Origin of the sequence: Comamonas fluminis (assembly GCF_019186805.1) — a bacterium.
Classification (GTDB): domain Bacteria; phylum Pseudomonadota; class Gammaproteobacteria; order Burkholderiales; family Burkholderiaceae_C; genus Comamonas; species Comamonas fluminis.
Genome location: NZ_CP066783.1, coordinates 4015407 through 4042194 on the forward strand (window position 1 = coordinate 4015407; position 26788 = coordinate 4042194).

Annotated in this window: 25 protein-coding genes; 14 read left to right on the forward strand and 11 right to left on the reverse strand. The window is 60.3% G+C overall.

Annotated elements, in window-relative coordinates; all coding sequences use genetic code 11:
- Positions 1-17 precede the first annotated feature (17 nt).
- Positions 18-944 carry a hypothetical protein gene (locus tag JDW18_RS18545; RefSeq protein WP_218241058.1) on the forward strand — a complete coding sequence of 309 codons (927 nt, stop codon included), beginning with the start codon at positions 18-20 and terminating at the stop codon, positions 942-944.
- A 102-nt stretch (positions 945-1046) separates the two neighbouring features.
- On the opposite strand, the gene JDW18_RS18550 is transcribed toward JDW18_RS18545, so the two are convergent.
- The 7 genes from JDW18_RS18550 to JDW18_RS18580 all read right to left on the reverse strand — a co-directional run bounded on the left by JDW18_RS18550 (position 1047) and on the right by JDW18_RS18580 (position 7608).
- Positions 1047-1946: a carbohydrate kinase family protein gene (locus tag JDW18_RS18550; protein WP_218241059.1), complete on the reverse strand. Its 900-nt coding sequence runs from the start codon at positions 1944-1946 to the stop codon at positions 1047-1049.
- A 25-nt stretch (positions 1947-1971) separates the two neighbouring features.
- Positions 1972-3270, reverse strand: coding sequence for a zinc-ribbon and DUF3426 domain-containing protein (locus JDW18_RS18555; protein WP_218241060.1), 1299 nt, complete (start codon positions 3268-3270; stop codon positions 1972-1974).
- Positions 3271-3322: 52 nt separating this feature from the next.
- On the reverse strand, positions 3323-4213 hold the full coding sequence (gene prmA, locus JDW18_RS18560; protein ID WP_218241061.1) for a 50S ribosomal protein L11 methyltransferase: 891 nt from the start codon (positions 4211-4213) through the stop codon (positions 3323-3325).
- Positions 4214-4363: 150 nt separating this feature from the next.
- Positions 4364-5722: an acetyl-CoA carboxylase biotin carboxylase subunit gene (gene accC, locus JDW18_RS18565; protein WP_218241062.1), complete on the reverse strand. Its 1359-nt coding sequence runs from the start codon at positions 5720-5722 to the stop codon at positions 4364-4366.
- A 124-nt stretch (positions 5723-5846) separates the two neighbouring features.
- A complete protein-coding gene (gene accB / locus JDW18_RS18570; protein WP_218241063.1) occupies positions 5847-6311 on the reverse strand; it encodes an acetyl-CoA carboxylase biotin carboxyl carrier protein in 465 nt (154 codons plus the stop codon).
- Between the two features lie 147 nt (positions 6312-6458).
- Positions 6459-7013: a TlpA family protein disulfide reductase gene (locus JDW18_RS18575; RefSeq protein ID WP_218241064.1), complete on the reverse strand. Its 555-nt coding sequence runs from the start codon at positions 7011-7013 to the stop codon at positions 6459-6461.
- Positions 7006-7608: a hypothetical protein gene (locus tag JDW18_RS18580; protein ID WP_218241065.1), complete on the reverse strand. Its 603-nt coding sequence runs from the start codon at positions 7606-7608 to the stop codon at positions 7006-7008. Before JDW18_RS18580 ends, JDW18_RS18575 begins: the two co-directional genes overlap by 8 nt.
- Before the next feature lie 283 nt (positions 7609-7891).
- On the opposite strand from JDW18_RS18580, the gene mpl reads away from it, so the two are divergent.
- A complete protein-coding gene (mpl, locus tag JDW18_RS18585; protein ID WP_218241066.1) occupies positions 7892-9298 on the forward strand; it encodes a UDP-N-acetylmuramate:L-alanyl-gamma-D-glutamyl-meso-diaminopimelate ligase in 1407 nt (468 codons plus the stop codon).
- 168 nt (positions 9299-9466) lie between these two features.
- Here mpl and JDW18_RS18590 read toward each other — a convergent pair whose 3' ends face one another.
- Positions 9467-9784 (reverse strand): hypothetical protein, encoded by a 318-nt coding sequence (locus JDW18_RS18590; RefSeq protein WP_218241067.1) that lies wholly within the window; start codon positions 9782-9784, stop codon positions 9467-9469.
- 369 nt (positions 9785-10153) lie between these two features.
- Here JDW18_RS18590 and JDW18_RS18595 point away from each other — a divergent pair, with 369 nt between their 5' ends.
- Complete coding sequence (locus tag JDW18_RS18595) at positions 10154-10525, forward strand: YqcC family protein (RefSeq protein ID WP_218241068.1); 372 nt, start codon at positions 10154-10156, stop codon at positions 10523-10525.
- A 97-nt stretch (positions 10526-10622) separates the two neighbouring features.
- On the opposite strand, the gene JDW18_RS18600 is transcribed toward JDW18_RS18595, so the two are convergent.
- From JDW18_RS18600 to rodA, 3 genes are all read right to left on the reverse strand, one after another.
- The gene (locus tag JDW18_RS18600) at positions 10623-11783 is read right to left on the reverse strand and encodes a 3-deoxy-7-phosphoheptulonate synthase (protein WP_246610072.1); all 1161 of its coding nucleotides are present in this window, start codon (positions 11781-11783) and stop codon (positions 10623-10625) included.
- 559 nt (positions 11784-12342) lie between these two features.
- Positions 12343-13803 (reverse strand): metalloprotease TldD, encoded by a 1461-nt coding sequence (tldD, locus tag JDW18_RS18605; RefSeq protein ID WP_218241069.1) that lies wholly within the window; start codon positions 13801-13803, stop codon positions 12343-12345.
- A 375-nt stretch (positions 13804-14178) separates the two neighbouring features.
- Positions 14179-15360, reverse strand: a complete 1182-nt coding sequence (gene rodA / locus JDW18_RS18610; protein WP_218241070.1) for a rod shape-determining protein RodA — start codon at positions 15358-15360, stop codon at positions 14179-14181.
- Between the two features lie 208 nt (positions 15361-15568).
- On the opposite strand from rodA, the gene JDW18_RS18615 reads away from it, so the two are divergent.
- From JDW18_RS18615 to JDW18_RS18665, 11 genes are all read left to right on the forward strand, one after another.
- Positions 15569-16153, forward strand: a complete 585-nt coding sequence (locus JDW18_RS18615) for a YqiA/YcfP family alpha/beta fold hydrolase (protein WP_218241071.1) — start codon at positions 15569-15571, stop codon at positions 16151-16153.
- Between the two features lie 57 nt (positions 16154-16210).
- The gene (locus JDW18_RS18620; RefSeq protein WP_218241072.1) at positions 16211-18286 is read left to right on the forward strand and encodes a ribonuclease catalytic domain-containing protein; all 2076 of its coding nucleotides are present in this window, start codon (positions 16211-16213) and stop codon (positions 18284-18286) included.
- A gap of 27 nt (positions 18287-18313) precedes the next feature.
- Positions 18314-19174, forward strand: a complete 861-nt coding sequence (locus JDW18_RS18625) for an energy transducer TonB (RefSeq protein WP_218241073.1) — start codon at positions 18314-18316, stop codon at positions 19172-19174.
- Between the two features lie 160 nt (positions 19175-19334).
- Positions 19335-20201, forward strand: coding sequence for a shikimate dehydrogenase (gene aroE / locus JDW18_RS18630; protein WP_218241074.1), 867 nt, complete (start codon positions 19335-19337; stop codon positions 20199-20201).
- Positions 20202-20216: 15 nt separating this feature from the next.
- Positions 20217-20933, forward strand: coding sequence for a monofunctional biosynthetic peptidoglycan transglycosylase (gene mtgA, locus JDW18_RS18635; protein WP_218241075.1), 717 nt, complete (start codon positions 20217-20219; stop codon positions 20931-20933).
- A gap of 104 nt (positions 20934-21037) precedes the next feature.
- Complete coding sequence (gene ruvC, locus JDW18_RS18640; protein WP_218241076.1) at positions 21038-21586, forward strand: crossover junction endodeoxyribonuclease RuvC; 549 nt, start codon at positions 21038-21040, stop codon at positions 21584-21586.
- Between the two features lie 54 nt (positions 21587-21640).
- Entirely contained in the window at positions 21641-22369 is a 729-nt protein-coding gene (locus JDW18_RS18645) for a FadR/GntR family transcriptional regulator (protein ID WP_218241077.1), read from the forward strand.
- Positions 22370-22469: 100 nt separating this feature from the next.
- Entirely contained in the window at positions 22470-23492 is a 1023-nt protein-coding gene (locus JDW18_RS18650) for a 2-dehydro-3-deoxygalactonokinase (RefSeq protein ID WP_218241078.1), read from the forward strand.
- Between the two features lie 23 nt (positions 23493-23515).
- A complete protein-coding gene (locus JDW18_RS18655) occupies positions 23516-24151 on the forward strand; it encodes a 2-dehydro-3-deoxy-6-phosphogalactonate aldolase (RefSeq protein WP_218241079.1) in 636 nt (211 codons plus the stop codon).
- 113 nt (positions 24152-24264) lie between these two features.
- Positions 24265-25413: a galactonate dehydratase gene (gene dgoD / locus JDW18_RS18660; RefSeq protein ID WP_218241080.1), complete on the forward strand. Its 1149-nt coding sequence runs from the start codon at positions 24265-24267 to the stop codon at positions 25411-25413.
- Positions 25414-25463: 50 nt separating this feature from the next.
- Positions 25464-26777: an MFS transporter gene (locus tag JDW18_RS18665; protein WP_218241081.1), complete on the forward strand. Its 1314-nt coding sequence runs from the start codon at positions 25464-25466 to the stop codon at positions 26775-26777.
- Positions 26778-26788: the final 11 nt, after the last annotated feature.

Sequence of the window (26788 nt, forward strand, 5' to 3'; positions counted from 1 at the left end):
CAACGAAGGAGAAAATGATGGCAACTGCGAAGAAGACGGCCGCCAAGGCCACAACCGAGAAAAAGACACCTGCCAAAAAGGCGGCCGCACCTAAGGCTGAAGCCGTGAAGAAGGCAGCAACAACCAAGGCAGCGGCCCCCAAGGCTGCTGCAAAGACAGCGACCAAGGCTGCTCCCGCCAAGAAGGCTGCAGCTCCCAAGGCCGCTGCAAAGACAACAGCCAAGGCTGCTGCGCCTGCCAAGAAGGCTGCTGCAACCAAGGCAACAACTGCCAAGGCTGCTGCGCCCAAGAAGGCTGCAACTGCTGCCAAGGCCGCTCCTGCCAAGAAGGCTGCAACAACCGCCAAGGCTGCAGCTCCCAAGAAGGCTGCAACTGCGGCCAAGGCCGCCCCCGCCAAGAAGGCTGCTGCAACCAAGGCAACAACTGCCAAGGCCGCTGCACCCAAGAAGGCTGCAACTGCTGCCAAGGCCGCTCCTGCCAAGAAGGCTGCTGCACCTAAGAAGGCTGCAACAACCGCCAAGGCTGCCGCTCCTAAGAAGGCTGCAACTGCTGCCAAGGCCGCTCCCGCCAAGAAGGCTGCAGCACCTAGGAAGGCCGCAACAACTGCCAAGGCTGCCGCGCCCAAGAAGGCTGCAACTGCTGCCAAGGCTGCTCCTGCCAAGAAGGCTGCTGCACCTAAGGCAACAACTGCCAAGGCTGCTGCACCCAAGAAGGCTGCAACTGCTGCCAAGGCTGCTCCCGCCAAGAAAGCTGCTGCACCCAAGGCCGCTGCTCCCAAGGCTGCTGCGCCTGCCAAGAAGGCTGCAGCTCCCAAGAAGACTGCTGCGAAAAAGGCTGCCGCTCCTGCACCTGCACCAGCTGCTGCTGAAGCCGCTGCACCCGTGGCACAAACTCGCCTGGCACCTCAAGCCGCGTGGCCCTTCCCTACTGGCAACAAGCCCTGATCAGTTCGCTGACCAGCAAGCCATAAAAAAGCCCGGCCTCTTGAAAAAGAGGTCGGGCTTTTTTCATCTGCACCACATCAGCGGCGCAGGCATTTCAGGCAATCAGGGCTGAAAGTTCAGCGCATAGTTTTGCGGGCCACGATGAGCGATTTTGAGCGCGCCCATGCGATTGCCCAGCTCGGCGCAGCGCACCAGATCCCAGCCACGCTCCAGACCAAACAGGAACGCGCCGCGCCATGCGTCGCCACAGCCTGTGGGGTCCACCACGGCAGCAGGCTTTACGGGTGCAACCAGCGTCTTCTCGCCTTGTTGCCAGACTTCGCAGCCCTCAGCCCCCAGCGTCACGATCAAGCCCTTCACCTGCTGCGAGATCTGCGCAAAGCTCAGGCCTGTGCGCTCGCTGAGCATCTTGCCTTCATAGTCGTTCACCGCAACCCAGTCGGCTTGCTCAATGAATGCCTTGAGTTCCTCGCCGTTGAACATGGGCAGGCCTTGACCCGGGTCAAAAACAAAGGGAATGCCAGCAGCCTTGAATTGCGCCGCATGCTCAATCATGGCCTGACGACCATCGGGCGCCACAATGCCCACCTTGATTTCGCCAGCCATATCGGCCGTGATCTGGTTCTCATGCGCCTGCATCATGGCGCCAGGGTGGAAGGCCGTGATCTGGTTGTTATCACGGTCCGTCATGATCATGCACTGGGCCGTGTGCGTGCTCTGCAGCTGACCCACATGGCGAGTCTCAATACCCAGATCCTTGAAGCGCTGCACATAGTCAGCACCATCGCTGCCCACCATGGCCATGGGCTGTGCATCACCACCCAGCAGCTTCAGGCTGTAGGCAATATTGCCAGCGCAGCCGCCAAAATCGCGGCGCAGCGTGGGCACCAGAAATGACACATTGAGGATGTGCAGCTGGTCAGGAAGAATCTGGTCCGAAAAACGACCTTCAAAGGTCATGATGTTGTCGAACGCCAGCGATCCGCAGATCAAAGCAGCCATGATGTTGTTCTCTTTCTGTGAGGGATTAAGGGTAGAAGACCAGCGCGCGGTAACCCGCAACAGGCGCAGACAACTCCTGCACCTGCACTGGCACATTCACACTCCACTCCTGACGGGGCTGCAACTGCTCGGGCGCACCCAGAGGCTTGAGGTCCACAACGCGCCGCAGCAGCGGCTTGTCCTGTGCATCCGTCAGCGTCAGCTCGGCCACGGGGGTGGCCACCGGCGCATCGGAGCGGTTTTCCAGTGTCAGGCTCCACTGATATTCATGGGCATCGGCCAGTTGCTTGAAACCCGAGCCGCTGATCACCACATCGGCAATCTCACGGCGGGGCTGCAATTCACAGCCAACGGCCTTGCAAGCCTTGGTCAGCGCGGGAGCCAGGGCCGGGTATTCGGCTGCCAGCGTATCGCGCTGCTGCCATGCATGCTGAGCCAGCAGCCCGCCCGCAGCAACCACTGAACCCAGCACCAGTGCCACGCGCACGCCTGTGGATTGCCAGAAAGCCTGCCGGCGCGCCTGACGCACAAAGCCCGGCTCATCGGCAACTGGCAGTGGCTCATGCAACTCAGCACGTTCTTCATCAACAGGCTGGGCCGCATTGACCTCACTGCGAACGGCATCCACATCGGTGGAAAGCAAATGCTGGTCAGAGACGATTTCCACATCGCCGATTTCCGGCGGCTCAGAATCTGTAGTGCCCGGCTCTGCCGCTGCAGGTTCCGCGGCGACTTTATCCACCGCGTCCTCTGCACTGCTTTCAGCCTGCGGCAGCTCTTCGCTCACCTCATCCACCGCCGCTGCAGACGATGCAGACTGAACCTCGGCCTCAGCCACCAGCGGCTTGGCCTGATCAACGAACGATGGCTCAGGCGATTCTGCGTGAGCAGGCGTCTCAGCGCTCGCATCTTCAGCGACTGACTCCACAGGTTCAGGTACAGACTCAGGTGCAAGCTCTGGCTCAGGTGCCGCTTCAACCTCCGTCACAGGAGGTGAAACAGCGTCGGATTCATGCACAGCCGGCGTCACCGATTCATCATCAAATTGGCTTCCAGCGCTTTTTAAATCAGCGTCTGCAGCTTCTGAATCAGGAGCATCCGCGCGTTCAGGCTCAGCCAGCTCGGCAGGTTTGACCGGTTCATCGGTCTGGGCCTGCTCCATCGCAGACTGCAGCAAATCGTCGGATACGGTCTGCAAATCTTCAGAAGCGTCGAACACGCTCTGGCACATCCCGCAGCGCACCCAGCCCTGCGAAATACGCAGCTGGTCGGCAACCACTTTGAAGCGGGTTCCACAGGAAGGACAACGGGTGACTTGGCTCATCGGTTTGCAATTGTAGGCAGGCGCCGGGCTGATGTGCCTGCCAGTGTGACGATCAGGCTGCGCGCTGGGCAGTCATCAGAATCCAGCCGTCTTCGCTATCGGCCACTTCCAGCTTCACGTAGGGCGCATAAGCCTCTTTCAGCTCATCGGCCTGACGCTCCAGAATACCGGCCAGCACCAGATTGCCGCCCGCCTGCACATGGCCGCACAGCAGCGGGGCCAGTACCTTCAAAGGCGTGGCCAGGATGTTGGCCAGCACGGTCTGATATGCGCCAGTAGCCGCTTCGGGCAGGCCCGCGTTGACTTCCACATGGTTGGCGCTGGTGTTGTAGTTGGTGGACTCCACCGCTGCCGGGTCAATATCCACGGCATCAATCTGGGGCGCGCCGAACTTGGCGGCACCGATGGCCAGAATGCCCGAGCCGCAACCGTAGTCCAGCGTGCGGCCCAGTGCACCCTTGGACTGGCGTGCAATCCAGCGCAGGCACATGCGGGTTGTGGGGTGGGTGCCGGTGCCAAAGGCCAGACCCGGGTCCAGGCGGATGCTGACCTTGGCCTGCTCGGGCAGTTCATGCCAGGTAGGCACAATCCAGAATTCGGGGGTGATGTCCACAGGCTCGAACTGCGACTGCGTCAGGCGCACCCAGTCCTGCTCGGGCACGGGTTTGACGGCCAGAATCTTGCAGCCTTCAAAGAATTCCTGAGGTTGCAGCAAGTCACGCGCTTCGGTCGCAGCCGCTTCGCTGGGGAACAGCGCGATCACGCGGCTGCGGTTCCAGCCTTCCTTGGGAGCGGGCATACCTGGCTCGCCAAACAGCGCCTGCTCGGCATCGGTCTGGGCATCGGCATCTTCGACGGACACGCTCAGTGCATCCAGTGCATCCAGCGCATCGCTCATGGTTTCGACCCGATCTTCGGGGCACATCAGGCTCAGCTCAAACATGGCCCATCCTTTCTATCACCGCTCTGCGCTCGATCGTCATGCTCTGGCATGGCAAAAAACACAGAGAAGTTGTACTTTCCTGAAAAACGAAAATGCTGGCCTCCGTTTCCAGAGGCCAGCATGGAGCTCAGAGCAGCAAGGCTCCTGATCTCATCGCTTGTTGGTGTTGCGATGCGTCAGCCACTCTTCCAGATAGTGGATGTTGGTGCCGCCTTCCATGAACTTGGAATCGACCATCAAATCCTGGTGCAGAGGGATATTGGTGTTGATGCCTTCCACCACCGTCTCCAGCAGGGCGGTACGCATGCGGGCCATGGCCTGCTCACGGGTGTCGCCGTACGTGATGATCTTGCCGATCATGGAGTCGTAGTTGGGGGGCACAAAGTAGTTGTTGTACACATGGGTATCCACGCGCACGCCTGGACCACCTGGCGCATGCCACATGGAGATGCGGCCTGGCGAGGGGATGAACTTGTACGGATCTTCCGCGTTCACACGGCACTCGATGGCGTGACCCTTGAACTCAATCTGGCGCTGCGTGAACGGCAGCTTTTCGCCAGAGGCGATCATGATCTGGGTGCGCACGATGTCGATGCCCGTGATCAGCTCGGTGATGGGGTGCTCCACCTGCACGCGGGTGTTCATTTCAATGAAATAGAACTCGCCGTTTTCGTACAGAAACTCGAAAGTACCCGCACCGCGATAACCGATCTTCTTGCAGGCAGCAGCGCAGCGATCGCCGATCTTCTCGATCAGGCGGCGTGGAATGCCAGGAGCCGGAGCTTCCTCGATCACCTTCTGGTGGCGGCGCTGCATGGAGCAGTCACGCTCACCCAGATACACGGCGTTCTTGTGCGTATCGGCCAGGATCTGAATTTCCACGTGACGTGGGTTTTGCAGATACTTTTCCATGTACACAGCAGGATTGCCAAAGGCAGCTGCCGCTTCGGCCTTGGTCATCTGCACCGCATTGACCAGTGCAGCCTCGGTGTGCACCACACGCATGCCACGACCACCGCCGCCGCCCGATGCCTTGATGATCACCGGGTAGCCAATCGTCTTGGCAATGCGCTTGATGAGTGCGGGATCGTCAGGCAACTCGCCGTCCGAGCCAGGCACGCAAGGCACGCCCGCCTTGATCATGGCTTGCTTGGCCGAAACCTTGTCACCCATGGTGCGGATGTTCTCGGGAGTCGGGCCGATGAAGGTGAAACCGCTCTTTTCCACGCGCTCGGCGAAGTCGGCGTTCTCAGACAGAAAGCCGTAACCGGGGTGAATCGCCTCTGCGTCCGTCACTTCTGCAGCCGAGATGATGGCTGGCATATTGAGGTAGGACAGAGGAGAAGGAGCCGGGCCAATACACACGGCCTCGTCGGCCAGCTTGACGTACTTGGCATCACGGTCGGCTTCGGAATACACCATCACCGCCTTGATACCCAGCTCACGGCAAGCGCGCTGGATGCGCAGGGCGATTTCGCCCCGATTGGCAACCAAAATTTTCTTAAACATGAAGTTCCTCGCAGCTTGGTGCCTGTGCCGCAGCACAGACCACTGCCAATGACTCAGTCGCGCAGCCAGTGGCTGACGCACCTCGGCGTTGCACTGCAAAAGGCAAGCAACGCCTCATGACCTGTTACTCGATCACGAACAGAGGCTGGCCGTATTCCACAGCCTGGCCGTTTTCGCCCAGAACGCGAACAATGGTGCCGCTCTTGTCGGCTTCGATCTCGTTGAGGATCTTCATGGCTTCAACGATGCAGATGGTGTCGCCTTCCTTGACCTGGCTGCCCACATCCACGAAAGCCTTGGCGCCGGGGCTGGAAGCACGGTAGAAAGTGCCAACCATTGGCGACTTGACCACATGGCCTTCGATCGCGGCAGCAGCAGGTGCGGCGGCGGGCACTGCGGCGGCCGCAGGTGCGGCAGCCACGGGTGCAGCCATTACAGGGGCAGCCTGAATGGGAGCTGCAACGTACTGCTGCACCACACCTTCGCTCTTGACAATACGGACCTTGCCCTCTGCTTCGGTGATCTCCAGTTCCGAAACATTCGATTCGGACACGAGATCAATAAGGGTCTTGAGTTTTCGCAAATCCATGGGAGCTCCAGCGACGTATTTCTAAACAGGGCGCGAATTTACCTCAAATTCGGCCTTCTGCGTGCATTGGCGCATATTTTTCAATAACGTCGCCATGGAATTTGCTTACCTACACTTTTCTTACAGCAAGAGCAAGGCTCATTCGCTCTATTTGCTCCAACTTGCCAGATCTTCACTGGAAAGCTCACCTATTTTACGTTGTCGCACTTGACCCTTGGCATCGAAGAGAACGGTGAATGGCAGCCCCCCTTGCAGATTACCCAGGGTGCGTGATAGCACCAATCCCCCTTGATTTACAAGGGCAACGGGGAACTGCACAGGCTGACGCTGCAGAAACCGCTGAACCGCTTCCGTCTTGTCCACCGCCAGACCAACCACCTGTATACCCTGAGCCCCTTGCCGCGCTGCAAATTCACTGAGCATGGGCAATTCCTTGATACAGGGCGGGCACCAGGTTGCCCAGAAATTCACCAGCAATGGCCTACCCTTTAAGTCCGCCATTGCGAAGGATTTGCCATCTGGCGTTTCAAAGACTTGTGACCACAACTGTGTCTCTGTGTCCGGCCCCATCGCCTTGGGCTGGCTGCGCCACCAGGCCACACCTGCGCCAGCAGCAACTGCCGCAACAGCCACCCCGCCCGTAAGCCAGGCGCGGCGAGAGCTACCCTGACGTTTTGCTTGCGAGTTTGGAATTTCAGTCATCGCCGCGCTCCTCCAGCAACTTGCGCAGTGCCTTGGCGTCGCCACGCGGGCTGCGCCCCTGGCTGTCAGGCTTCATGGCGCCGCGCATATCGTCATGGTAGTAAATCATCAAATGCACACCCACGGTTTCATTGAGGGGCTTGCACAGGGAGTGAATGGACAGCGCCTCTACCGGCTTGCCCTGAAAACCCGTCACCGTACTGGGTTCGTACTGCACCTGGTTATTGATAAGCGCAATTTCTGCGGATTTGGGGTCATCGCAAAACAGCTGCAGATAGATATCCGAGAGCCGGGTGGCTGTGCCGCGCCAGACGGCACCCGCCAGATACGGGCGAAACTCCTGCAGCCTGTCCATCCAGACCAGTGCCAGCTCGCGCAGGGCCTGCAGCTCCTGCGGCTGGGTATCTGCGCAGAACAGCTCTATATATTCACGAATCGCCTCTTCCAGCTGATCGTTGTCTGGCAGCGCAGTACGGCCGGGCAGGCCCAGCTGGCGCACAGCCCGCTGCTTGGCCGGGCCCCATTCCAGCCCTTCTTCCACCACGATGCGAGCTGCCGTCTGAGCGATTTCTGCAGTCACGTTATCAAAACTCATAGCGCACTTCCATTGGGCCGGCGCAGTGTGCGCCAGGAGCCATGCGGTCATTGTGACCCAGATGACCGCAAGACCTTTTCCTATTCCTCACAAGCCAAGCAGTCTGCCCGCAAATTTCATAGCAGTCAGCGCACTATTGGCATCAGACCTCCATAAATTTCACATCAATCCGATGCGTAACAAGCGCAAACAGCTATCAATTTGATAAGAAATGTGACGCCCCATGCACCTGCAGCGCATACCTCGCTCCCAGGTCATGCCTGCAACCGTAGAATCCCGAGCCATGCACATACATATCCTGGGCATTTGCGGCACCTTCATGGGAGGTCTGGCCGCCTTGGCACGTGAAGCGGGGCACAAAGTCACCGGCTGCGACGCAGGCGTCTATCCGCCAATGAGCGATCAGCTGCGCCAGCTCGGCATCGAGCTGATTGAGGGCTACGGCGCCGACCAGATCGCGCTGCAGCCTGATATGTATGTGATCGGCAATGTGGTCAGCCGCAAGCGCCTGCCCGATGGAACGCCCAAGTTCCCGCTGATGGAAGCCATTCTGGACACCGGCGCGGCTTACACCAGCGGCCCACAGTGGCTGGCCGAGCATGTTTTACGCGGCCGCCATGTACTGGCCGTAGCGGGTACCCACGGCAAGACCACCACCACATCCATGCTGACCTGGGTGCTGGAATGCGCCGGCCTGCAGCCGGGTTTCCTGGTGGGCGGCGTGCCGCTGGACTTTGGCGTCTCTGCCCGCCTGGGCGCTGCCAAGCGCCCCACCCGTGGCCCCGGCCCCGTGGGCGATGAGCCTGTGTTTGTGATCGAAGCCGATGAATACGACACGGCTTTCTTCGACAAGCGCAGCAAATTCGTGCACTACCGCCCCCGTACGGCCGTGCTCAACAACCTCGAATTCGATCACGCCGATATCTTTGATGATCTGGCCGCTATCGAGCGCCAATTCCATCACCTGATTCGCACCGTGCCATCCACCGGCCGCGTGGTCAGCAATGGCCTGGAAGAAAGTCTGACCCGCGTGCTGGGCCAGGGCTGCTGGAGCGAAGTGCGCAATTTCGGCTCTGCAGTCAGTGATTTCAGCGCAGAAGGTGACCCCAGCGACTTTGCCGTGCTGCACTATGGCAAAAAAGTGGGCCAGCTCACATGGTCGCTGACGGGCGTGCACAACCAGCTCAACGCCCTGGCGGCCATTGCCGCCGCCGACCACCTGGGCGTCAGCGCCGAAGTGGCCTGCGAAGCCCTGTCGCGCTTTCAGAACGTGAAGCGCCGCATGGAACTGCGCGGCACCGTGAACGGCATCGATGTCTATGACGACTTTGCCCACCACCCCACAGCCATCCGCACCACGCTGGACGGCCTGCGCCGCAAAATCGGCCCCGAAGCCCGCATCCTGGCGGTCTTCGAGCCGCGCAGCAACACCATGAAGCTTGGCACCATGAAAAGCCAGCTGCCCTGGTCGCTGGAAAGCGCCGACCTCGCCTTCTGCCACACCGCAGGCCTGGACTGGGACGCCGCAGAAGCCCTGCAGCCCATGGCCGAGCATGCCAAAGTGGCTGACAACATCGACACCCTGATCCAGCAAGTCACCGCCGCCGCCCGCCCCGGCGACACCATCGTCTGCATGAGCAACGGCGGCTTTGGCGGCATACACGCCAAGCTGCTCGAAGCGCTGAAATAAAGCCAGAGCCCACACCAGAAACAAAAAATGCCCGCTAAAAGCGGGCATTTTTCTGAAACCTGGCGCACTCCATGCGAGAGGTGCCAAGCAAGAGCCGCCTCACGGCGAAGGCACCGTCCCCCTCCGCGAAGCAGAGAGGGGGAAGCCGCAAAGCGGCTCAGGGGGTGCTCAATAACTTATCGACATCGCCGGCACATCCACCCGAATCAAGGGCTTGGACAGCACAGCCTGCGCTGCCACCGCATAGGTGTTGCGCCAGTCTTCGTTATCAAACAGCTTGGTGCGGTTCTGCGCTTCACGCGCCACCACCACCAGCTTGTCGGCCAGCAGCACCTTGCCAGTAGCACGCAGGGGCTCGCAGTCCAGCGATACAAACTGCTGATCCAGCCAGCGGCGCCCTTCATCCGAGCTAACAGGTGTCAGCGCCTGGGTGTCCACTCGGTACTCACGATCGCCATCCAACACGACGATTACTTCATTACGCATAGATCTCCTCTCACTTCCCGGCGCTTGTGCCGCCAGTCGTTGTCATAGCCACAGCTTAAACGCGGCTGCGGGAGCTGAAAACGCAGCAAGCTGACTGCATGCAAGCGACCTGGGTCGCAATCGTGCGCATCATTGGCTCGCTAGACATCACAGCGGTTACAAAGAAACAGTCTGCTGCGCTCTCAATAAAATTCAAAACTGATAGCTAAGACCACTTATATATCACTGACATGGGGATGAAACAGCATATTTCAAGAACGTGATAACAAGCCGTAACTCCATGGTTACCCTTGAAATACCCCTGACTGAACTTATCTGACTGTTAATGCATATGCGCCTGACACCGTCAGGCTACCGGAGCCCATCAACATGACCGCCAACCCCATTCACCTAGAACTGCGTGACCATCTGCAGCAACTGGAGGCTGAACTACAAGTGCAAAAACTGTGGTCTGCCACTGCCCCGGACCCCAAGGCGCTGGAATCCACCATCCCATTCATGTTTGACACGCTCAAGATCCATGAATGGCTGCAGTGGGTTTACATCCCGCGCCTGCACGCGGTGATTGATGCCAATGGAGTGCTGCCTCACCAAAGCCACGTCTTCCCATTGGCCGAGCATGAATGGGAAAAGCGCACCGACTTTGACAAGCGCCATCTGCTGCGCCTTATCAACCGTATTGACGCCACGCTCAACGGCTGCGCAATGACGCCCGATACGCCGCCAGAAGAAAAGCACTGAACACGCTTTTGCCCCGTTCAGCAAAAAAGCCACGAGACGCAAGTTTCGTGGCCTTTTTTATCAGCGCTTATGCAGCTTGTGCCGTGGCACTTTGCATTCAGGCAGTGACTTCTGCTTCTTTTTTAGTAGCAGCTGCTGCTTCACGGCGCTTGAGAACAGCCTGCGACAGCTCTTCCAGCGTGGTCAGGGAATCATCCCAGCCCAGGCAGGCATCGGTAATGCTCTGGCCATAGGTCAGGTTGCAGACTTCGTCCTTGCCGGGGGTGAACTTCTGGGCACCGCCGACCAGGTGGCCTTCGATCATCACGCCGAACACGCTGTTGGAGCCACCGGCGATCTGGCCTGCGATGTCGCGTGCCACATCCTTCTGGCGCTCATGCTGCTTGCTGCTGTTGGCGTGGCTGCAGTCCACCATCAGGGTCGGCGTCAGGCCTGCGGCTTCCAGGTCCTTGCAGGCGGCAGCCACATGGTCGGCATCATAGTTAGGGGTCTTGCCGCCGCGCAGAATCACGTGGCAGTCCTGGTTACCGCCGGTGTGCACGATGGCGACCTGGCCGTTCTTGTGCACCGACAGGAAGTGGTGACCACGGCTGGCCGACTGGATCGCGTCGGTGGCAATGCGGATATTGCCGTCTGTACCGTTCTTGAAGCCGATGGGCGCCGAGATGCCCGAAGCCAGCTCGCGGTGCACCTGGCTCTCTGTCGTGCGGGCGCCAATCGCGCCCCAGCTGATCAGGTCGCCGATGTACTGGGGCGAGATAACGTCCAGGAACTCGCTGGCAGCAGGCACGCCCATGCGGTTGATGTCGATCAGCAACTGGCGTGCAATGCGCAGGCCTTCGTCAATGCGGTAGCTCTGGTCCAGGTAGGGGTCGTTGATCAGCCCCTTCCAGCCCACCGTGGTGCGAGGCTTTTCGAAGTACACGCGCATCACCACTTCCAGCGTGTCCTTGTACTGCTCACGCACTGCGGCCAGGCGGCGGGCGTAGTCCAGCGCTGCTGCAGGATCGTGAATCGAGCAAGGGCCGACGATAACCAGCAGACGATCATCCTGCGCACGCATGATGTTGTGAATGCTGCGGCGGGTATCGCTGATCAAGGTCTCCACAGCGGTGCCGCGGATGGGGAAGAAGCGAATGAGATGCTCTGGAGGGGGTAACACTGTGATTTCCTTGATACGTGCGTCGTCGGTCTGGCCTGTCTTGGGAGAACCGGGGCGATACCAGGAATCGGTGGAGGAAGTGTTCAGAGCAGTCATGGCAATCTTTCGTGAGAGTCGTTGATCGTTGGAAACCGGGGGTGCTGAAACGTCAGGGCCAAAAAAAAAACCGCCGGGCTTTGCAGCTTCGGCGGTTCTTTGGGAGGTGTTTGCAGGGTGCGCGCTATTACCTCTCAGCCGCCGGGGGCGAGAACCAAAAGTAAAAGAAATAGGCGCGTTGCGTTTGCATGTCTTTCAATGTAGCACAGCTCTTTTGCAATGCAACATCAACCACTGGCACAGCAGTCTTACCCTCCAGCCCCTTTCCCTCTGAAACAGGCTCATTTTTCAAAAAACCAATCACGCAATATTTATGCAAATTTCTTGTTTTTTTAGAATTTTATTGATTTAAACAAGTTTCAAGCAAGACTTAGTGCAATTTTCAATCAACTCCGCCGATTTCAAGGCAAACGCCCAAAAAGGCTTCAAAAACCCTTTCCAGATGCCTCTCCAGCGCAATGAGCCGACCCAAAAATGACAAAACCCCGGTCTGCCATGCAGAGCGGGGTTGAGGGTGGGGTTGAGAGTGACAGCGGGCAAACCCACTGAAACCGCTAAATCAGGCAGTACCGCCCACGGTCAGGCCGTCGATACGCAATGTGGGCTGACCCACGCCGACCGGCACGCTCTGGCCTTCCTTGCCGCAGGTGCCTACGCCCGAGTCCAGACGCATGTCGTTGCCGATCATGCTGATGTGCTTGAGCGATTCCGGGCCGCTGCCAATGATAGTCGCGCCCTTGACGGGGTACTGAATCTTGCCGTTTTCCACCCAGTAGGCTTCGCTGGCAGAGAACACAAACTTGCCGCTGGTGATATCCACCTGACCACCACCGAAGTTGGTGGCATACAGGCCCTTCTTGATGGAGCCGATGATTTCCTGCGGGTCCTTGTCGCCACCCAGCATGTAGGTGTTAGTCATGCGCGGCATGGGGATGTGCGCATAGCTTTCGCGGCGACCATTGCCCGTGGGCTTGACGCCCATGAGGCGGGCATTCATCGAATCCTGGATGTAGCCCTTGAGAATACCGTCCTCAATCAGCACATTGCTCTGGCTGGCATGGCCTTCGTCGTCCACGTTCAAGGAACCACGGCGGTCGGCAATCGTGCCGTCATCCAGCACGGTGACGCCCTTGGCAGCCACGCGCTGGCCGATGCGGCCGCTGAAGGCGCTGGAGCCCTTGCGATTGAAGTCACCTTCCAGACCGTGGCCCACGGCTTCGTGGAACAGCACGCCGGGCCAGCCCGAACCCAGCACCACGGTCATCACGCCAGCAGGTGCAGGACGCGATTCGAGGTTGACCAGGGCGGCGTGCACAGCTTCGTCCACATACTGAGTGATCTGCTCGTCACTGAAATAAGCCAGTCCGAAACGGCCACCACCACCAGAGGAGCCCACTTCGCGGCGGCCCTTTTGCTCGGCAATCACCGTCACCGACAGGCGCACCAGCGGGCGCACGTCGGCGGCCAGCGTGCCGTCGGCACGGGCGACCAGCACCACGTCGTATTCGCTGGCAAGGCCTGCCATGACCTGCACCACGCGCGGGTCCTTGGCGCGGGCCAGCTTTTCAACCTTGCCCAGCAGCTCAACCTTGGCGGTGCTGTCCAATGTGCTGATGGGGTCCAGACCGGGGTACAGAGAGCGGCTGGCGGCAATCTTGGGCGCACCAGCCTTGACTTTGCGTGTCTGCGATGCGGCCGAGATGGAGCGCACAGTGCGAGCGGCATCCAGCAGTGACGCTTCGGAAATATCGTCGGAATAGGCAAAAGCCGTTTTCTCGCCGCTGACGGCGCGCACGCCGACGCCCTGGTCGATGGAAAAGGAGCCGGTTTTGACAATGCCCTCTTCCAGGCTCCAGCCTTCGGCGCGGGTGTACTGGAAGTAGAGATCGGCGTCATCCACCTGGTGCGAGCGAATTTCCGCCAGTGCACGGGTCAGATGGGACTCGTCCAGGCCAAAAGGCTCAAGCAGCAATTGACGGGCCGTGGCCAGACGTTCGATGGTGGGTTCGCGGGAGATCATGGAATGCATTGTAGGCAGGCTTGCATGTCCTCGCGGATGGCAGGATGCCCTGACAAAAAAGAAAGAGCGGAATGCCACCCCACCAGGCTGGACAACATTCCGCTCCATTCACTCGCTTCACTGACCCGGTTTCTGCACCGCCCGCATGCCGTGCAGAAGCCGCCTTGGGTCTTGCCGCTCCCGCTTGATCGGTCTTGTGACCCACCCAGAGCCGTTTGTAAACCCTGTTTACAAGAGTGGCAAGAGGCCGCGCCAGGGGCTGACAATTTTCCATGATCGACCCGGGCGCAGACTTTAAGGAAAAAAGGCTTCAAGCGCTTATGCATCAAGTGCTTGCAGCTTCTTTATCAATAGCATCGCATATTTTGCGGGTCTTCACCCATGGGGTATGTGCCCATCCCCGCCCGGTAATTGCCGCTGCGCCTTGGAAACAGACATCAGCACACCCAGTGACAGGCCCAGCGTCACCATGGCCGTGCCGCCATAGCTGATGAAGGGCAAGGGCACGCCGACCACGGGCAGGATGCCGCTGACCATGCCCATGTTCACAAAGGCATAGGTGAAGAAAATCATGGAGACCGCTGCGGCCATCAAGCGGCCAAACAGCGAGTTGGCATGCATGGCAATGGCCAGACCGCGCCAGACCAGAAACAGGAAGCAGACGATGATGAAGAGGTTGCCCACCAGGCCGAACTCTTCGGAATAGGCGGCAAAGATGAAGTCGGTCGTGCGCTCTGGGATGAATTCCAGATGGGTTTGCGTACCTGCCATGAAGCCCTTGCCCCAGACGCCGCCCGAGCCAATGGCGATCATGCCCTGAATGATGTGAAAGCCCTTGCCCAGGGGGTCACGGGTGGGGTCCAGCAGCGTGCAGACCCGGGTGCGCTGGTAGTCGTGCAAAAAGTACCAGCTCACGCCATCGGCACACAGCTGCGGCTCATACCAGATGATGAGAAACACACCAATCACACCCAGCACCACGGGTGGCACGATGAGCTTCCAGGGCAGGCCCGCAAAGAAGATGACGGACAGCCCTGCAGCCATCACCAGCAGCGAGGTGCCAAGGTCAGGCTGCTTCATGATGAGCCCCACGGGCAGCATGAGCAGCACAAAGGCAATGACAAAATCCGAAGCGCGCAAATTGCCTTCACGGCGCTGGAACCACCAGGCCAGCATCAGCGGCGTAGCGATCTTGAGCAACTCGGACGGCTGAATCACCACCCCCACATTCACCCAGCGCGTGGCCCCCTTCTTGGTGATGCCGAACAGCGCCACCGCCACCAGCAAGGCCACGCCCAGCGTGTAAAGCGGCACAGCCACCTTCATCAGCTGCTGGGGGTGAATCTGGGCAATCACAAACAGCAGCCCCGCCGCAATCAGCATGTTCCGGGCATGGTCCGTAAAGCGGGTGCCGTGGTCAAAACCCGAGGAATACATGGCCAGCAGCCCCGCACTGGCCAGCAGCAGGACAAACAGGAGCAGCAGGAAATCAAAGCCGCGAAACAGCGGAACAATGCGCTGCAGCAGCGATGGCTTGTCGAATTCGGTGGTGGACATGGGCCGCAATTATCGTGGGAGCGCGCCACCGTGCGCATTACAGGGTTGAGCTTTGCTGACGGCGCACAGCCGTTACACCCTGGGCAAGCCTTCATAGGTCTTCTACGCTGCTAGGCTAGGCCTTGTCAGCCGCACAATGGGCTGCACATCCCCCGAAGGGCTTTCCCAAGGGCTGAAGACTGCTAACTAGATAGAGGAGATTGCCGCCATGACAACCACCCACCTGCTGTATCTGCACGGTTTTCGCTCCTCCCCGCAGTCCAACAAGGCCCGCATTCTGGGTGACCATATTGCCGCCACTCACCCCCGCGTGCGCTGGTGGTGCCCGCAACTGCCGCCATCGCCCCGCGAAGCCACGGCCCTGATTGCCGAAGGCATTGCCAGCTGGCCACGCCAGACCATGGCCGTGGTGGGCTCCTCGCTGGGCGGCTATTACGCCAGCTGGGTGGCGCAACTGGCCCGCTGCAAGAGCGTGATGATCAACCCGGCCGTGAACCCCGCCCGAGACCTGGAGCGTCATATCGGCGAGCAAAGCAACTGGCACGACCCGGAAGACGTCTTTTTCTTTCGCCCCGAATACATCGACGAGCTGCGCCTGCTGGACACCCGAAGCCTGACGGCAGCGGCGCCAGAGATGGTCCTGATTGCACAGGGCGATGAAGTGCTGGACTGGCAGGAAATGAGTGACCGCTACCCCCACGCGCTGCAGCTGCTGCAGGAAGGCGGCGACCACGCCCTGTCGAATTTCCCAGAATATCTGGACCGAATCGACGAATTTCTGGCCCTGGCTTGAGCTGCACCATGAACTCTGTCGGCGACGGATTGCCCTCTCGTGGGAAAATGCGCGGTTATGCACGCACTGTTTGAAGAAGCCGGCAAATTTCTGGCCGGTCGCATCCTCTCTGAAGCCGAATCCTCGGCACAGGTCGAACTGGACTCCGGCAAACGAGTCAAGGTCAAGGCCGCCAATATCCTGCTCAAGTTCGAGAAACCTGCCCCTGCCGAGCTGATGGCTCAGGCACAGGCGCAGGCCGCCGAGATCGAGCTGGACCTGGCCTGGGAATTTGCGCCTGATGAGGAATTCGGCTTTGCCGACCTGGCGCGTGACTATTTTTCTGAATCGGCCACGCTGGCTCAGCAGGCCGGTGCGCTGTTTTGCCTGTATGACGCACCGCACTACTTCCGCCGTGCGGGCAAGGGTCGCTTCAAAAAGGCACCTGCAGAAATCCTGCAGCAAGCCCTGGCCGCGATTGAAAAGAAAAAGCTGATTCAGGCACAGATCGACGGCTGGGCCGAAGAGCTGGGCCGCGGCGAATGCCCGCAGGCCATTCGCGAACAGCTCTACAAGATTCTGTTCAAGCCCGACAAGAACGCGCCCGAATACAAGGCCGTGGTCGAGGCCAGCCGCGCCACCAAAATGGCCCCGCTGGAGCTGCTGCACCGCGCAGGCGCCATCGACTCGGCCTACCAGTTCCACTGGAAGCGCTTTCTGTTCGACAACTTCCCCAAGGGCACGGGCTTCCCGGCCCTGCAGGCACCCCAGCCCCCGGCAGACCTGCCGCTGGCCGATGTGCAAGCCTTCTCTATCGACGATTCGGCCACGACCGAAATCGACGATGCGCTGTCTGTGACCGGACTGGGCACGGGCACCGTCACCGTGGGCATCCACATTGCCGCCCCCGGCCTGGCCATCACGCCCGGTGGCGAGCTGGACAAGCTGGGCCGCGCCCGCCTGTCCACGGTTTACATGCCGGGCTACAAGATCACCATGCTGCCCGACGATGTGGTGCACATCTACACGCTGGACGAAGGCCGCGCCAACCCCGCCGTGTCGCTGTATGTGCAGATCAACGAGGAGACGCTGGAGACCATCTCCAGCGAAACCCGTCTGGAGCGCGTGCCTGTGGAAGTCAACTTCCGCTACGACAAGCTCGACCACATCGTGACCGAAGAATGGCTGGCCGACCCCGCAATTGAGGTTGAAAACACGCCAGAGTCCTTGCTGAATAAGCGCAAGGAGCTCACCTTTTTGCAGCGCTGGTCCAAGTTCCTCAAGGCCAACCGCGAAGTGGTGCGTGGCAAGCCCGAGAACTTCAACCGCCCGGACTACAACTTCCGCCTTGTTGGCAACGACGGCGCCGAGCCCAATGGCAGCGAACAGGTGCAGATCACCGTGCGCAAGCGCGGCGCGCCACTGGATCTGATCGTGGCCGAGGCCGCCATTGTGGCCAACAGCACCTGGGGCCTGATGCTGGCCGAGCACGGCGTGCCCGGCATTTACCGCAGCCAGGCCAGCCTGGCGCCGGGCGTCAAGGTGCGCATGTCCACTAAGGCCCTGCCCCACGCCGGCATTGGCGTCAAAGCCTATTCCTGGGCCACCTCGCCACTGCGCCGCTATGTGGACCTGGTCAACCAGTGGCAGATCATTGCCTGCGCCCGCCATGGCAAGACCGCAGCCCTGGCTGCCCCGTTCAAGCCCAAGGATGCCGAGCTGTTCGGCATCATCAGCAGCTTTGACGGTGCCTACAGCGCCTACAACGGTTATCAGGCCGGCATGGAGCGCTTCTGGACGCTGAAGTACCTGGAGCAGAACGGCATTACCGAGCTGACAGCGAGCGTATTCAAGGAAGGCCCCAATGGCTCCTTCCTCGTGCGCGCCGACAATCTGCCGCTGGTGCTGCCGGTGCTGGGTGCGCAGAATCTGCCACGCGGCGCGCATGTGCGCATCAAGCTGGGCGAGATTGACGAAATCTCGCTGGATATCTCGGGCACGCTGATTGAGCGACTGGATACCGAAGCCCAAGCGCAGGTCGAAGGCGACGACAGCGGCGAAGACGATGATGACGACGCCGTGGCCGGCCCCATCTCCATTGCCGTGGACATGAATGACGCCGAAGCCCCTGCCGCCGACAAAGCACAGTCCTGATTCACATAGTTCCGTTCAAGCGCTGCCGTGAAACTGCCATCCTCACTTCAACGACTGAGCACGCTGCAACTGGCGCTGGGCGTCTCCATCGCCGTCCACGCCGTGCTGCTGACCGTCAAGTTCGTGGACCCGGAGCGCTTTGAGCGCGTGTTCCAGGACACGCCGCTGGAGGTCATCCTCGTCAACGCCCGCGCCAACGAAACGCCGGACAAGGCCCAGGCCATTGCCCAGACGGCGCTGGCCGGTGGCGGTGATGCCGACAAGGGCCGGGCGACCAGCCCCATGCCCTACTCGGCCCTTACCGCCGTGGGTGACGACTTCGAGGAAAAACAGCGCCAGATTGACGCCATGCAGCAGCAGCAGACGCAGTTGCTGACCCAGCTGCGCCAGCAGGTTGCAGCGCTGCCGCCGCTGGACCCGCGCCTGTCTTCAGATGCACAGGCCAAGGAGGCGCAGGAAGAAAAGCGCTTGCAGCTCATCAAGCTGCTGGCCGAGATTGAAAAGCGCATCAACGAAGAAAATGCTCGCCCCAAAAAACGCTACATCAGCCCCGCCACCAAGGAGGCGGTGTATGCCGTTTACTACGATGCGCTGCGGCGCAAAGTGGAAGACAAGGGCACGGAAAACTTCCCCGAAAACAAGGGCAAGAAGCTGTACGGCGAGCTGGTCATGATCCTGACCGTGAACCACGATGGCCGCGTGCTCTCCACCGAAATCGTGCAAGGCTCGGGCAACCGCATGCTGGACACCCGCGCCGAAGCCATTGCCCGCTCCGCCGGCCCCTACGGCCACTTTGGCCCGGCCATGCGCGCCAAGGCCGACCAGATTGCCGTGGTCTCGCGCTTCCGGTTTACGCGGGAGCAGACTTTGGAAACGGATGTGAGGTGATGGCGTGCACCCCCTGAGCGGCTGCGCCGCTTCCCCCTCTCTGGCTTTGCTTCGCAATGCCGGAGGGGGACAACACCATCGCTGCGGGGCGGCCCTTGCTCGGTGTTTCTTTGTTGGGTCGCGCCAGTTTTAGGGGCGCGGCCTGCCCAAGCTTTTCAATATGACAACGACTCTTGATTCCTACTGCGTTACAGGCAACCCTGTGGCCCATAGCCGATCGCCCTGGATTCATGCGCGCTTTGCCGAGCTGACGGGTCAGCCAGTGCAATATGACCGTGCGCTGGTGCCGCTGGACGGCTTTGCCGACTTTGTGCGCGACTTTGCGGCGCAAGGTGGCAAGGGCTGCAATGTGACCGTGCCTTTCAAGCTGCAGGCCGCCGAGCTGGCCACCAGCGCCAGCGAGCGTGTGCGACTGGCCGGTGCGGCCAACACCCTGGTCTTCAGCGACAGCGGCATTCATGCCGACAACACCGACGGTCTGGGCATCGTGGCCGATATCACCCGCAATGCTGGTGTGACGATTACCGGGCGCGATGTGCTGCTGCTGGGTGCGGGTGGCGCTGCTTCGGGCGCACTGGGTTCGCTGCTGGAGCAAAAGCCACGCCGTTTGGTCGTTACCAACCGCACGCATGCCAAAGCACAAGCGCTGGTGGAGCAACATGCCAGCATTGCCGCGCTACATAAAGTAGAGCTGATAGCGCTTGAAAGACAAGCACTGGAGGCCGATTTAACCCAGTGTTTCGACATCGTCATCAACGCCACGGCCAGCAGCCTGGCAGGCGCGGATGTGCCTGCCCCCGCCAGTGTGCTGCACGCACGCAGTCTGGCCTACGACATGATGTACGGCCCTGCCGCCCAAGCCTTTCTGGACTGGGCCAGCAGCCATGGCGCACTGGCGCGTGATGGGCTGGGCATGCTGGTTGAGCAGGCCGCAGAATCCTTTGCCCTGTGGCGCGGTGTGCGTCCGCCGTCCGCACAGGTTCTGGCCGAACTGCGCGAAGTGCTGAAAACCGAATCCGCCCACTGAACGCCGACCACCACCATGAAAGCTTTTGGCCGTCTGTTGCTGCTGGTGCTCTGTGCCGGGCTGCTGCTGCAACTATTTTTTGTAGCACGCATCGCAGTCATGGTGTGGGCTAACCCTGAATCCACCACTTATCAGCGCTCCGAAGCCTGGCAGCTTGCGCATAGCGAAGACGGCCTGCGCTGGCGCCAGCAGTGGGTGGACTACGGACAGATCTCCAGCAACCTTCCGCGCGCAGTGATTGCCTCAGAGGACGCTGGCTTCATGGAACACCACGGTGTGCAGTGGGATGCCATCCAGAAGGCTTACCAGCGCAACGCCAAGGCTGAAGCCAAAGCTGAGCAGAGCGACAACGGAAAGCCTGCCAAGGTCTATGGCGGCTCCACCATCACCCAGCAACTGGCCAAGAACCTGCTGCTTTCGGGCGAGCGCAATTTCCTGCGCAAGGGTCAGGAACTGGTACTGGCCCAGTTGCTGGAGCTGATGCTGGACAAGCGGCGCATTCTGGAAATCTATCTGAACAACGTGGAATGGGGCCAAGGCGTTTTTGGCGCCGAGGCTGCGGCCCAGCATTACTTTCGCAAAAGCGCCGCACAACTCAATGCCAGCGAAGCCGCCCGGCTAGCCGCCATGCTGCCCGCCCCCAAGCGCTTTGAAAAAATGACCCAGTCGCGCTACCTGGCTGCACGCACACGCACCATCACGCGCTATATCCCGATGATTACGCCCCCCTGAGGCATTTCAGGCGCCTTGCGTCTTTTCCCCAGGCCAGTCACCTTCGCCAAGCCAGCCATGACCGGCTGGCCTAGGGTCTGCCTAGACATGGATAATCCACAGCCATGCGTATTCTCGGAATCGACCCCGGCCTGCAGACCACGGGCTTTGGCGTCATCGACATGGACGGTCAACGGCTGTCCTATGTGGCCAGCGGCACCATCCGCACCAACAAGATGGAACTGGGCGACCTGCCAGGCCGCCTCAAAGTGCTGTTTGACGGCATCTCCGAAGTCGCAGCCCGCTACCAGCCCGAGGTGGCCTCGGTGGAAATCGTCTTCGTCAACGTCAACCCGCAATCCACCCTGCTGCTGGGCCAGGCCCGCGGCGCAGCGCTGACCGCACTGGTCAACGCCAATCTGAGCGTTTCGGAATACACCGCCCTGCAGATGAAAAAAGCCGTGGTTGGCCATGGCCGTGCGGCCAAGAGCCAGATTCAGGAAATGGTCAAGCGCCTGCTGCAGCTGCCCGGCCTGCCCGGCCCCGATGCCGCCGATGCACTGGGCCTGGCCATCACCCACGCCCATGCATCCGCCGCCATGAACCTGATGGCCAAATCCACCGAACTGCACCGCAAGCAACACGCCATGTACCGGGGCGGACGGGTGTATTGAGCTGCAACCGCTTCAACGGCACCGATATGTATGATGAATCAAGCATTCATTCATATGATGATTGAACCCAAAAACACCGCCATGCCCCCACCCAGCACCAGCAGCAACAAGGTTCACAACCAGACCGTTGACGCCATTGGCCAACTGATTGTTGCCCCACCCTTCGGCCCCAACAGCACCCTGCCCAACGAGGAAGAACTCTGCGCCCGCTTCGCCGTCAGCCGCACCGCCATCCGCGAAGCCATCAAGGTACTGGGCGCCAAGGGTCTGCTTGAAGCTCGCCCCAGAGCCGGCACCAAAGTTCGCCCCTTTGAGCAGTGGAGCCTGTTTGACCCCGATGTGCTGCGCTGGATCAACCAGAACAACCTGGGGCAGAGCCTTATCCCCCACCTCACCACCATGCGCGAGATCGTGGAACCCGCTGCCGCAGCCATTGCCGCCAGAATCCACACCCCCGAGCAGCTCAAGCAAATTGCACAAGCCTTTGCACACATGGAGCAAGCCACCAACCTGCAGCAATGGGTGGAAGCAGACCTGCAATTTCACGAAAGCATCCTCAACGCCACCGGCAACCCGCTGATTGCCTCCCTAGGTGGAATGATCGCTTCCGCACTGGAAACACTACTGGCCATCAATGCCCAGCAAGCGCGCAAATTCAACGAAGCCCTGCCGCAACACCGCAAGGTGTTTGAAGCCATTCAAGCTGGAAACAGCGACGACGCCCAGCTATGGATGCGCGCCCTTCTTGCCGACACTCGCGCCCTGCTTCCCCACAAAACCTAGAGTTAACCCCTAGTTTCAAGCAAGCCAATTTGTATGATGATTAAAGAAAGCGCTTTCCTATGGAAGCGCTTATTCACTTTAAGAATCTCTGGCTTGCTTTATGACTTCGCCTCTTGCTTCGGATGCACACCTGATTGGCCTCGACTGGGGCACCACATCCCTGCGCGCTTTTCTATTTGATGCAGCAGGCCGGGTTGTAGATCAGCGCCAGTCCCCCCACGGCATCACTCACCTGCCCTCAGAAGGCCCCGCAGGTTTTGCCCAGGCACTGGCGGATATTGCCCAGGACTGGCTGATTGCGAACCCGCAGGCCCCGCTGATCGCTTGCGGCATGGTTGGCAGCGCTCAGGGCTGGAAAGAGGCCCCCTATGTGCAGGTGCCCGCAGAGCCCACACAGCTCACCCAGCTGATGGCCCGCATTCATGTGGATGAAAACGCCAGCCATATGAGCGAGTCTCAGCAGGCTGCACTGCGTGGCAGAACCCTGCATATCCTGCCCGGTTTGATTGAGCGCGGCGAGTTTCCCGCTCTGCCCAATGTGATGCGCGGCGAAGAAACGCAGATTTTTGGTGCGCTGCTGGACAACACCCCGCCAGATCAGTTGCTGGTGCTGCTGCCCGGCACCCACAGCAAGTGGGTACAGGTGCAGCACCAGAAAATCACCCATTTCGACACCTTCATGACCGGCGAAGTGTTTGCCGCATTGCGCTCCAGCACCATCCTCGGGCGAACCATGGAGCCTGCTGCAGACTTTCAGGCTGCGGCCTTTGCCCAAGGCCTGCAAGTCGCACGCTCGCCCAGCGGCAAACGCGGCGTTCTGAGCACCATTTTCAGCACTCGCACTCTGGGGCTTGAAAAGCAGTTGCAGCCCACCGAGCAGGCCGATTATTTGTCTGGCCTGCTGATCGGGCACGAGGTGGAGGCCGCGCAGCAGATACAGCGCCAGTCAGACATGGCGCACGCCCCCATCTGGCTGATTGGCGAGCCCCATCTGTGCAAACGCTACACCCTGGCCCTTGAGGCCTTTGGTGTCACGAACTACCGCATTCTTGAACAGGCCACACAGCAAGGCCTGTGGCATCTGGCAATCGCCCAGCGCTTGATCCAGCACCCCGCCCATTGAACCGACTTCCAAGGACTACCCTCATGACCGAAAGCCAAGCCTCCAACCGCCTCAAGGGCATGATTGCCATCCTGCGCGGCCTGGGTCCGCAGGAATGCCTCGGCGTCACACAGGCTCTGTATGACGAGGGGTTTCGCCTGATCGAGATTCCGCTGAACTCGCCCGAGCCTCTCAAGAGCATTGAGATGGTGCGCAAGAGCCTGCCTGCCGACTGCCTGATTGGTGCGGGCACCGTGCTGACGCCCAAGGCGGCAGAGCAAGTCAAGGCCGCCGGCGGCGAGCTGATTGTGATGCCCCATGGCGACACCGCAGTGATCCGCCGCGCCAAAGAATTGGGCATGCTCTGCGCCCCCGGCGTAGCCACACCAACCGAGGCGTTCGCGGCGCTGGATGCCGGAGCTGACGCACTCAAGCTGTTCCCCGCCGAGCAACTGGGCCCCAAGGTACTCAAAGCATGGCGTGCCGTGCTGCCGCGAGAGTTGGGCCTGCTGCCTGTGGGCGGCATCACTCCAGACAATATGGACATATTCCTCCAGGCAGGAGCCAGTGGTTTCGGTCTGGGGTCTGCACTGTACAAGCCCGGCCAGAGCGCCGACGACACCCGCGTCAATGCACGCAAGTTCCAGCAGGCCTGGAAGCAATTGACACAAGCCCTCTGATTTTTTAGAGCGCCCCCATCCACCCCGTCTTGCTGCACGTTTGCGTGCAGTAAGGCCCCGCCGTTGCCTGAAAAACGCACAGCCGCTGTTTGCCTTACCAAGGAGCCACCAATATGAAAATCACCAAGCTCTCTACCTTTATCGTTCCACCACGCTGGTGCTTTCTGAAAATCGAGACAGACGAAGGCATCGTCGGCTGGGGCGAGCCCGTGGTGGAAGGCCGTGCGCACACCGTCGCTGCGGCGGTGGATGAGCTGTCTGACTATCTGATTGGTCAGGACCCTCGCAATGTGCAGGACCTGTGGAGCGTGATGTACCGCGCAGGCTTCTACCGCGGCGGCCCCATCATGATGAGCGCCATTGCTGGTGTCGATCAGGCGCTGTGGGATATCAAGGGCAAGGCTCTGGGCGTGCCCGTTTATGAACTGCTTGGCGGCCCGGTGCGCAACAAGATTCGCGTCTATTCCTGGATTGGTGGCGACCGCCCTGCCGATACCGCCGCCCAGGCCAAGGCTGCCGTGGCACGCGGCTTCTCTGCCGTGAAGATGAATGGCACGGAAGAGATGCAGTACATCGACACCCATGCCAAGGTCGCGCAGGCTGTCAGCAATGTAGCCACCATCCGAGAAGCGGTTGGCAACGATATCGGCATTGGCGTGGACTTCCATGGCCGCGTGCACAAGCCCATGGCCAAGGTGCTGATGCGCGAGCTGCGCGACATGAACCTGATGTTCATCGAAGAGCCTGTCCTCAGCGAATACCTGGAAGTCATCCCTGAACTGGCCGCCATTGGCGCAGCCCCCATTGCGCTGGGTGAACGCCTTTATTCGCGCTGGGACTTCAAGCGCGTGTTCGAGCAAGGCGGTGTGGACATCATCCAGCCCGACCCATCGCACGCGGGCGGCATCACGGAAACCATCAAGATCGCCGCCATGGCGGAAGCCCACGATGTGGCGCTGGCCCTGCACTGCCCGCTGGGCCCGATTGCGCTGGCCGCCAACCTGCAAATTGATGCCGTTGCCCACAACGCCTTCATTCAGGAGCAGAGCCTGGGCATTCATTACAACCAGGCCAATGACCTGCTGGACTATGTGCAGAACCGCGAAGCCTTCACCTATCACGAAGGCTTTGTCTCCATGCCCAAGGGCCCAGGACTGGGCATTGAAGTCAACGAGGCCTATGTGATGGAGCGCGCCAAGGAAGGCCACCGCTGGCGCAACCCCGTGTGGCGCCACGAAGACGGCAGCGTGGCCGAGTGGTAAGACGGCCACCTCTCCAATAGCGCAACAACAAACTGACGGAGACAAATCTCATGACCACCGCCGCACCCACAAGGCCTGCGGGCCAGCCGCGAGCCACACGCTCTCGCTACCTCATCATGGTGATGCTGTTCATCACCGTGGTCATCAACTACCTGGACCGCAGCAACCTCTCGATTGCACTGCCCGCACTCAGAGACGAGTTTCAGCTCAGCACCGTGCAGGAAGGCCTGATTCTCTCGGCCTTCGGCTGGACATATGCAGCCATGCAGATTCCCGGCGGCTGGCTGGTGGACCGCGTGGCTCCGCGCCTGCTGTATGCACTGGCGCTGATCTTCTGGTCTGCCGCCACCTTGCTCATGGGCTTTGGCACCAGCTTTGCCGTGCTGGTCGGGCTGCGCCTGCTGGTGGGTGCTGTAGAAGCACCGGCCTACCCCATCAACAACCGCGTGGTCACCGCCTGGTTCCCCGAGCGTGAACGCGCTACGGCCATTGGCTTCTACACCTCCGGCCAGTTTGTGGGTCTGGCGTTTCTTACACCTGTCCTTGCCTGGCTGCAACACAGCTTTGGCTGGCACATGGTGTTCGTGGTGACAGGCGCAGCAGGCATCATCTGGGGCGTGATCTGGTACCTGGTGTATCGCGAGCCGCGCGACTTCAAGGGCGCCAACGCCGCCGAGATTGCGCTTATCCAGGAAGGTGGCGGTCTGGTGGATCTGGGCGACCGCAAGCTCACACCCAAGCAGCCTTTTAACTGGGCTGATTTTGGACTGGTGCTGTCCAAGCGCAAGCTCTGGGGCGTCTATCTCGGCCAGTTCTGCCTGACTTCCACTCTGTGGTTCTTCCTGACCTGGTTCCCTACCTATCTGGTGAAGTACCGTGGCATGGATTACATCAAATCCGGCTTTCTGGCCTCGCTGCCCTTCCTCGCTGCTTTCATCGGCGTGCTGTGCTCCGGCTTCCTGTCAGACTGGATGATTCGCCGCGGTGCCAGCGTGGGAGCTGCCCGCAAGACGCCCATCATCACCGGCCTGCTGATCTCGACTGCCATGATTGGCGCCAACTACGCCGACTCCACCAACTGGGTGATCTTCTTCCTGGCCTTGGCCTTCTTTGGCAACGGTCTGGCATCCATTACCTGGTCTCTGGTGTCTGCGCTGGCCCCCACCCGGCTTCTGGGCCTGACAGGTGGCGTTTTCAACCTGATCGGCAATCTGTCGGCCATCGTGACACCGCTGATCATCGGCTTCCTGGTTCAGGGCGGCAGTTTTGCACCGGCCATCGCCTACGTCGCAGCACTGGCCTTGCTGGGCGCGCTGTCGTACATCCTGCTGGTTGGCAAGGTAGAACGAGTAACGGAAGACTAAAGCCCCCTCGC

Bases quoted from the DNA above. Each gene is read 5' to 3' on its own strand.
- JDW18_RS18620 (WP_218241072.1), top strand. From the start codon at position 16,211: ATGCACGCACTGTTTGAAGAAGCCGGCAAATTTCTGGCCGGTCGCATC.
- JDW18_RS18645 (WP_218241077.1), top strand. From the start codon at position 21,641: ATGATGATTGAACCCAAAAACACCGCCATGCCCCCACCCAGCACCAGC.
- JDW18_RS18650 (WP_218241078.1), top strand. From the start codon at position 22,470: ATGACTTCGCCTCTTGCTTCGGATGCACACCTGATTGGCCTCGACTGG.
- JDW18_RS18550 (WP_218241059.1), bottom strand. From the start codon at position 1,946: ATGGCTGCTTTGATCTGCGGATCGCTGGCGTTCGACAACATCATGACC.
- JDW18_RS18590 (WP_218241067.1), bottom strand. From the start codon at position 9,784: ATGCGTAATGAAGTAATCGTCGTGTTGGATGGCGATCGTGAGTACCGA.
- JDW18_RS18615 (WP_218241071.1), top strand. From the start codon at position 15,569: ATGACAACCACCCACCTGCTGTATCTGCACGGTTTTCGCTCCTCCCCG.
- ruvC (WP_218241076.1), top strand. From the start codon at position 21,038: ATGCGTATTCTCGGAATCGACCCCGGCCTGCAGACCACGGGCTTTGGC.
- JDW18_RS18555 (WP_218241060.1), bottom strand. From the start codon at position 3,270: ATGAGCCAAGTCACCCGTTGTCCTTCCTGTGGAACCCGCTTCAAAGTG.
- accB (WP_218241063.1), bottom strand. From the start codon at position 6,311: ATGGATTTGCGAAAACTCAAGACCCTTATTGATCTCGTGTCCGAATCG.
- mpl (WP_218241066.1), top strand. From the start codon at position 7,892: ATGCACATACATATCCTGGGCATTTGCGGCACCTTCATGGGAGGTCTG.
- JDW18_RS18545 (WP_218241058.1), top strand. From the start codon at position 18: ATGGCAACTGCGAAGAAGACGGCCGCCAAGGCCACAACCGAGAAAAAG.
- aroE (WP_218241074.1), top strand. From the start codon at position 19,335: ATGACAACGACTCTTGATTCCTACTGCGTTACAGGCAACCCTGTGGCC.
- accC (WP_218241062.1), bottom strand. From the start codon at position 5,722: ATGTTTAAGAAAATTTTGGTTGCCAATCGGGGCGAAATCGCCCTGCGC.
- JDW18_RS18665 (WP_218241081.1), top strand. From the start codon at position 25,464: ATGACCACCGCCGCACCCACAAGGCCTGCGGGCCAGCCGCGAGCCACA.
- JDW18_RS18600 (WP_246610072.1), bottom strand. From the start codon at position 11,783: ATGACTGCTCTGAACACTTCCTCCACCGATTCCTGGTATCGCCCCGGT.
- JDW18_RS18655 (WP_218241079.1), top strand. From the start codon at position 23,516: ATGACCGAAAGCCAAGCCTCCAACCGCCTCAAGGGCATGATTGCCATC.
- mtgA (WP_218241075.1), top strand. From the start codon at position 20,217: ATGAAAGCTTTTGGCCGTCTGTTGCTGCTGGTGCTCTGTGCCGGGCTG.
- tldD (WP_218241069.1), bottom strand. From the start codon at position 13,803: ATGATCTCCCGCGAACCCACCATCGAACGTCTGGCCACGGCCCGTCAA.
- JDW18_RS18580 (WP_218241065.1), bottom strand. From the start codon at position 7,608: ATGAGTTTTGATAACGTGACTGCAGAAATCGCTCAGACGGCAGCTCGC.
- JDW18_RS18575 (WP_218241064.1), bottom strand. From the start codon at position 7,013: ATGACTGAAATTCCAAACTCGCAAGCAAAACGTCAGGGTAGCTCTCGC.
- dgoD (WP_218241080.1), top strand. From the start codon at position 24,265: ATGAAAATCACCAAGCTCTCTACCTTTATCGTTCCACCACGCTGGTGC.
- rodA (WP_218241070.1), bottom strand. From the start codon at position 15,360: ATGTCCACCACCGAATTCGACAAGCCATCGCTGCTGCAGCGCATTGTT.
- prmA (WP_218241061.1), bottom strand. From the start codon at position 4,213: ATGTTTGAGCTGAGCCTGATGTGCCCCGAAGATCGGGTCGAAACCATG.
- JDW18_RS18595 (WP_218241068.1), top strand. From the start codon at position 10,154: ATGACCGCCAACCCCATTCACCTAGAACTGCGTGACCATCTGCAGCAA.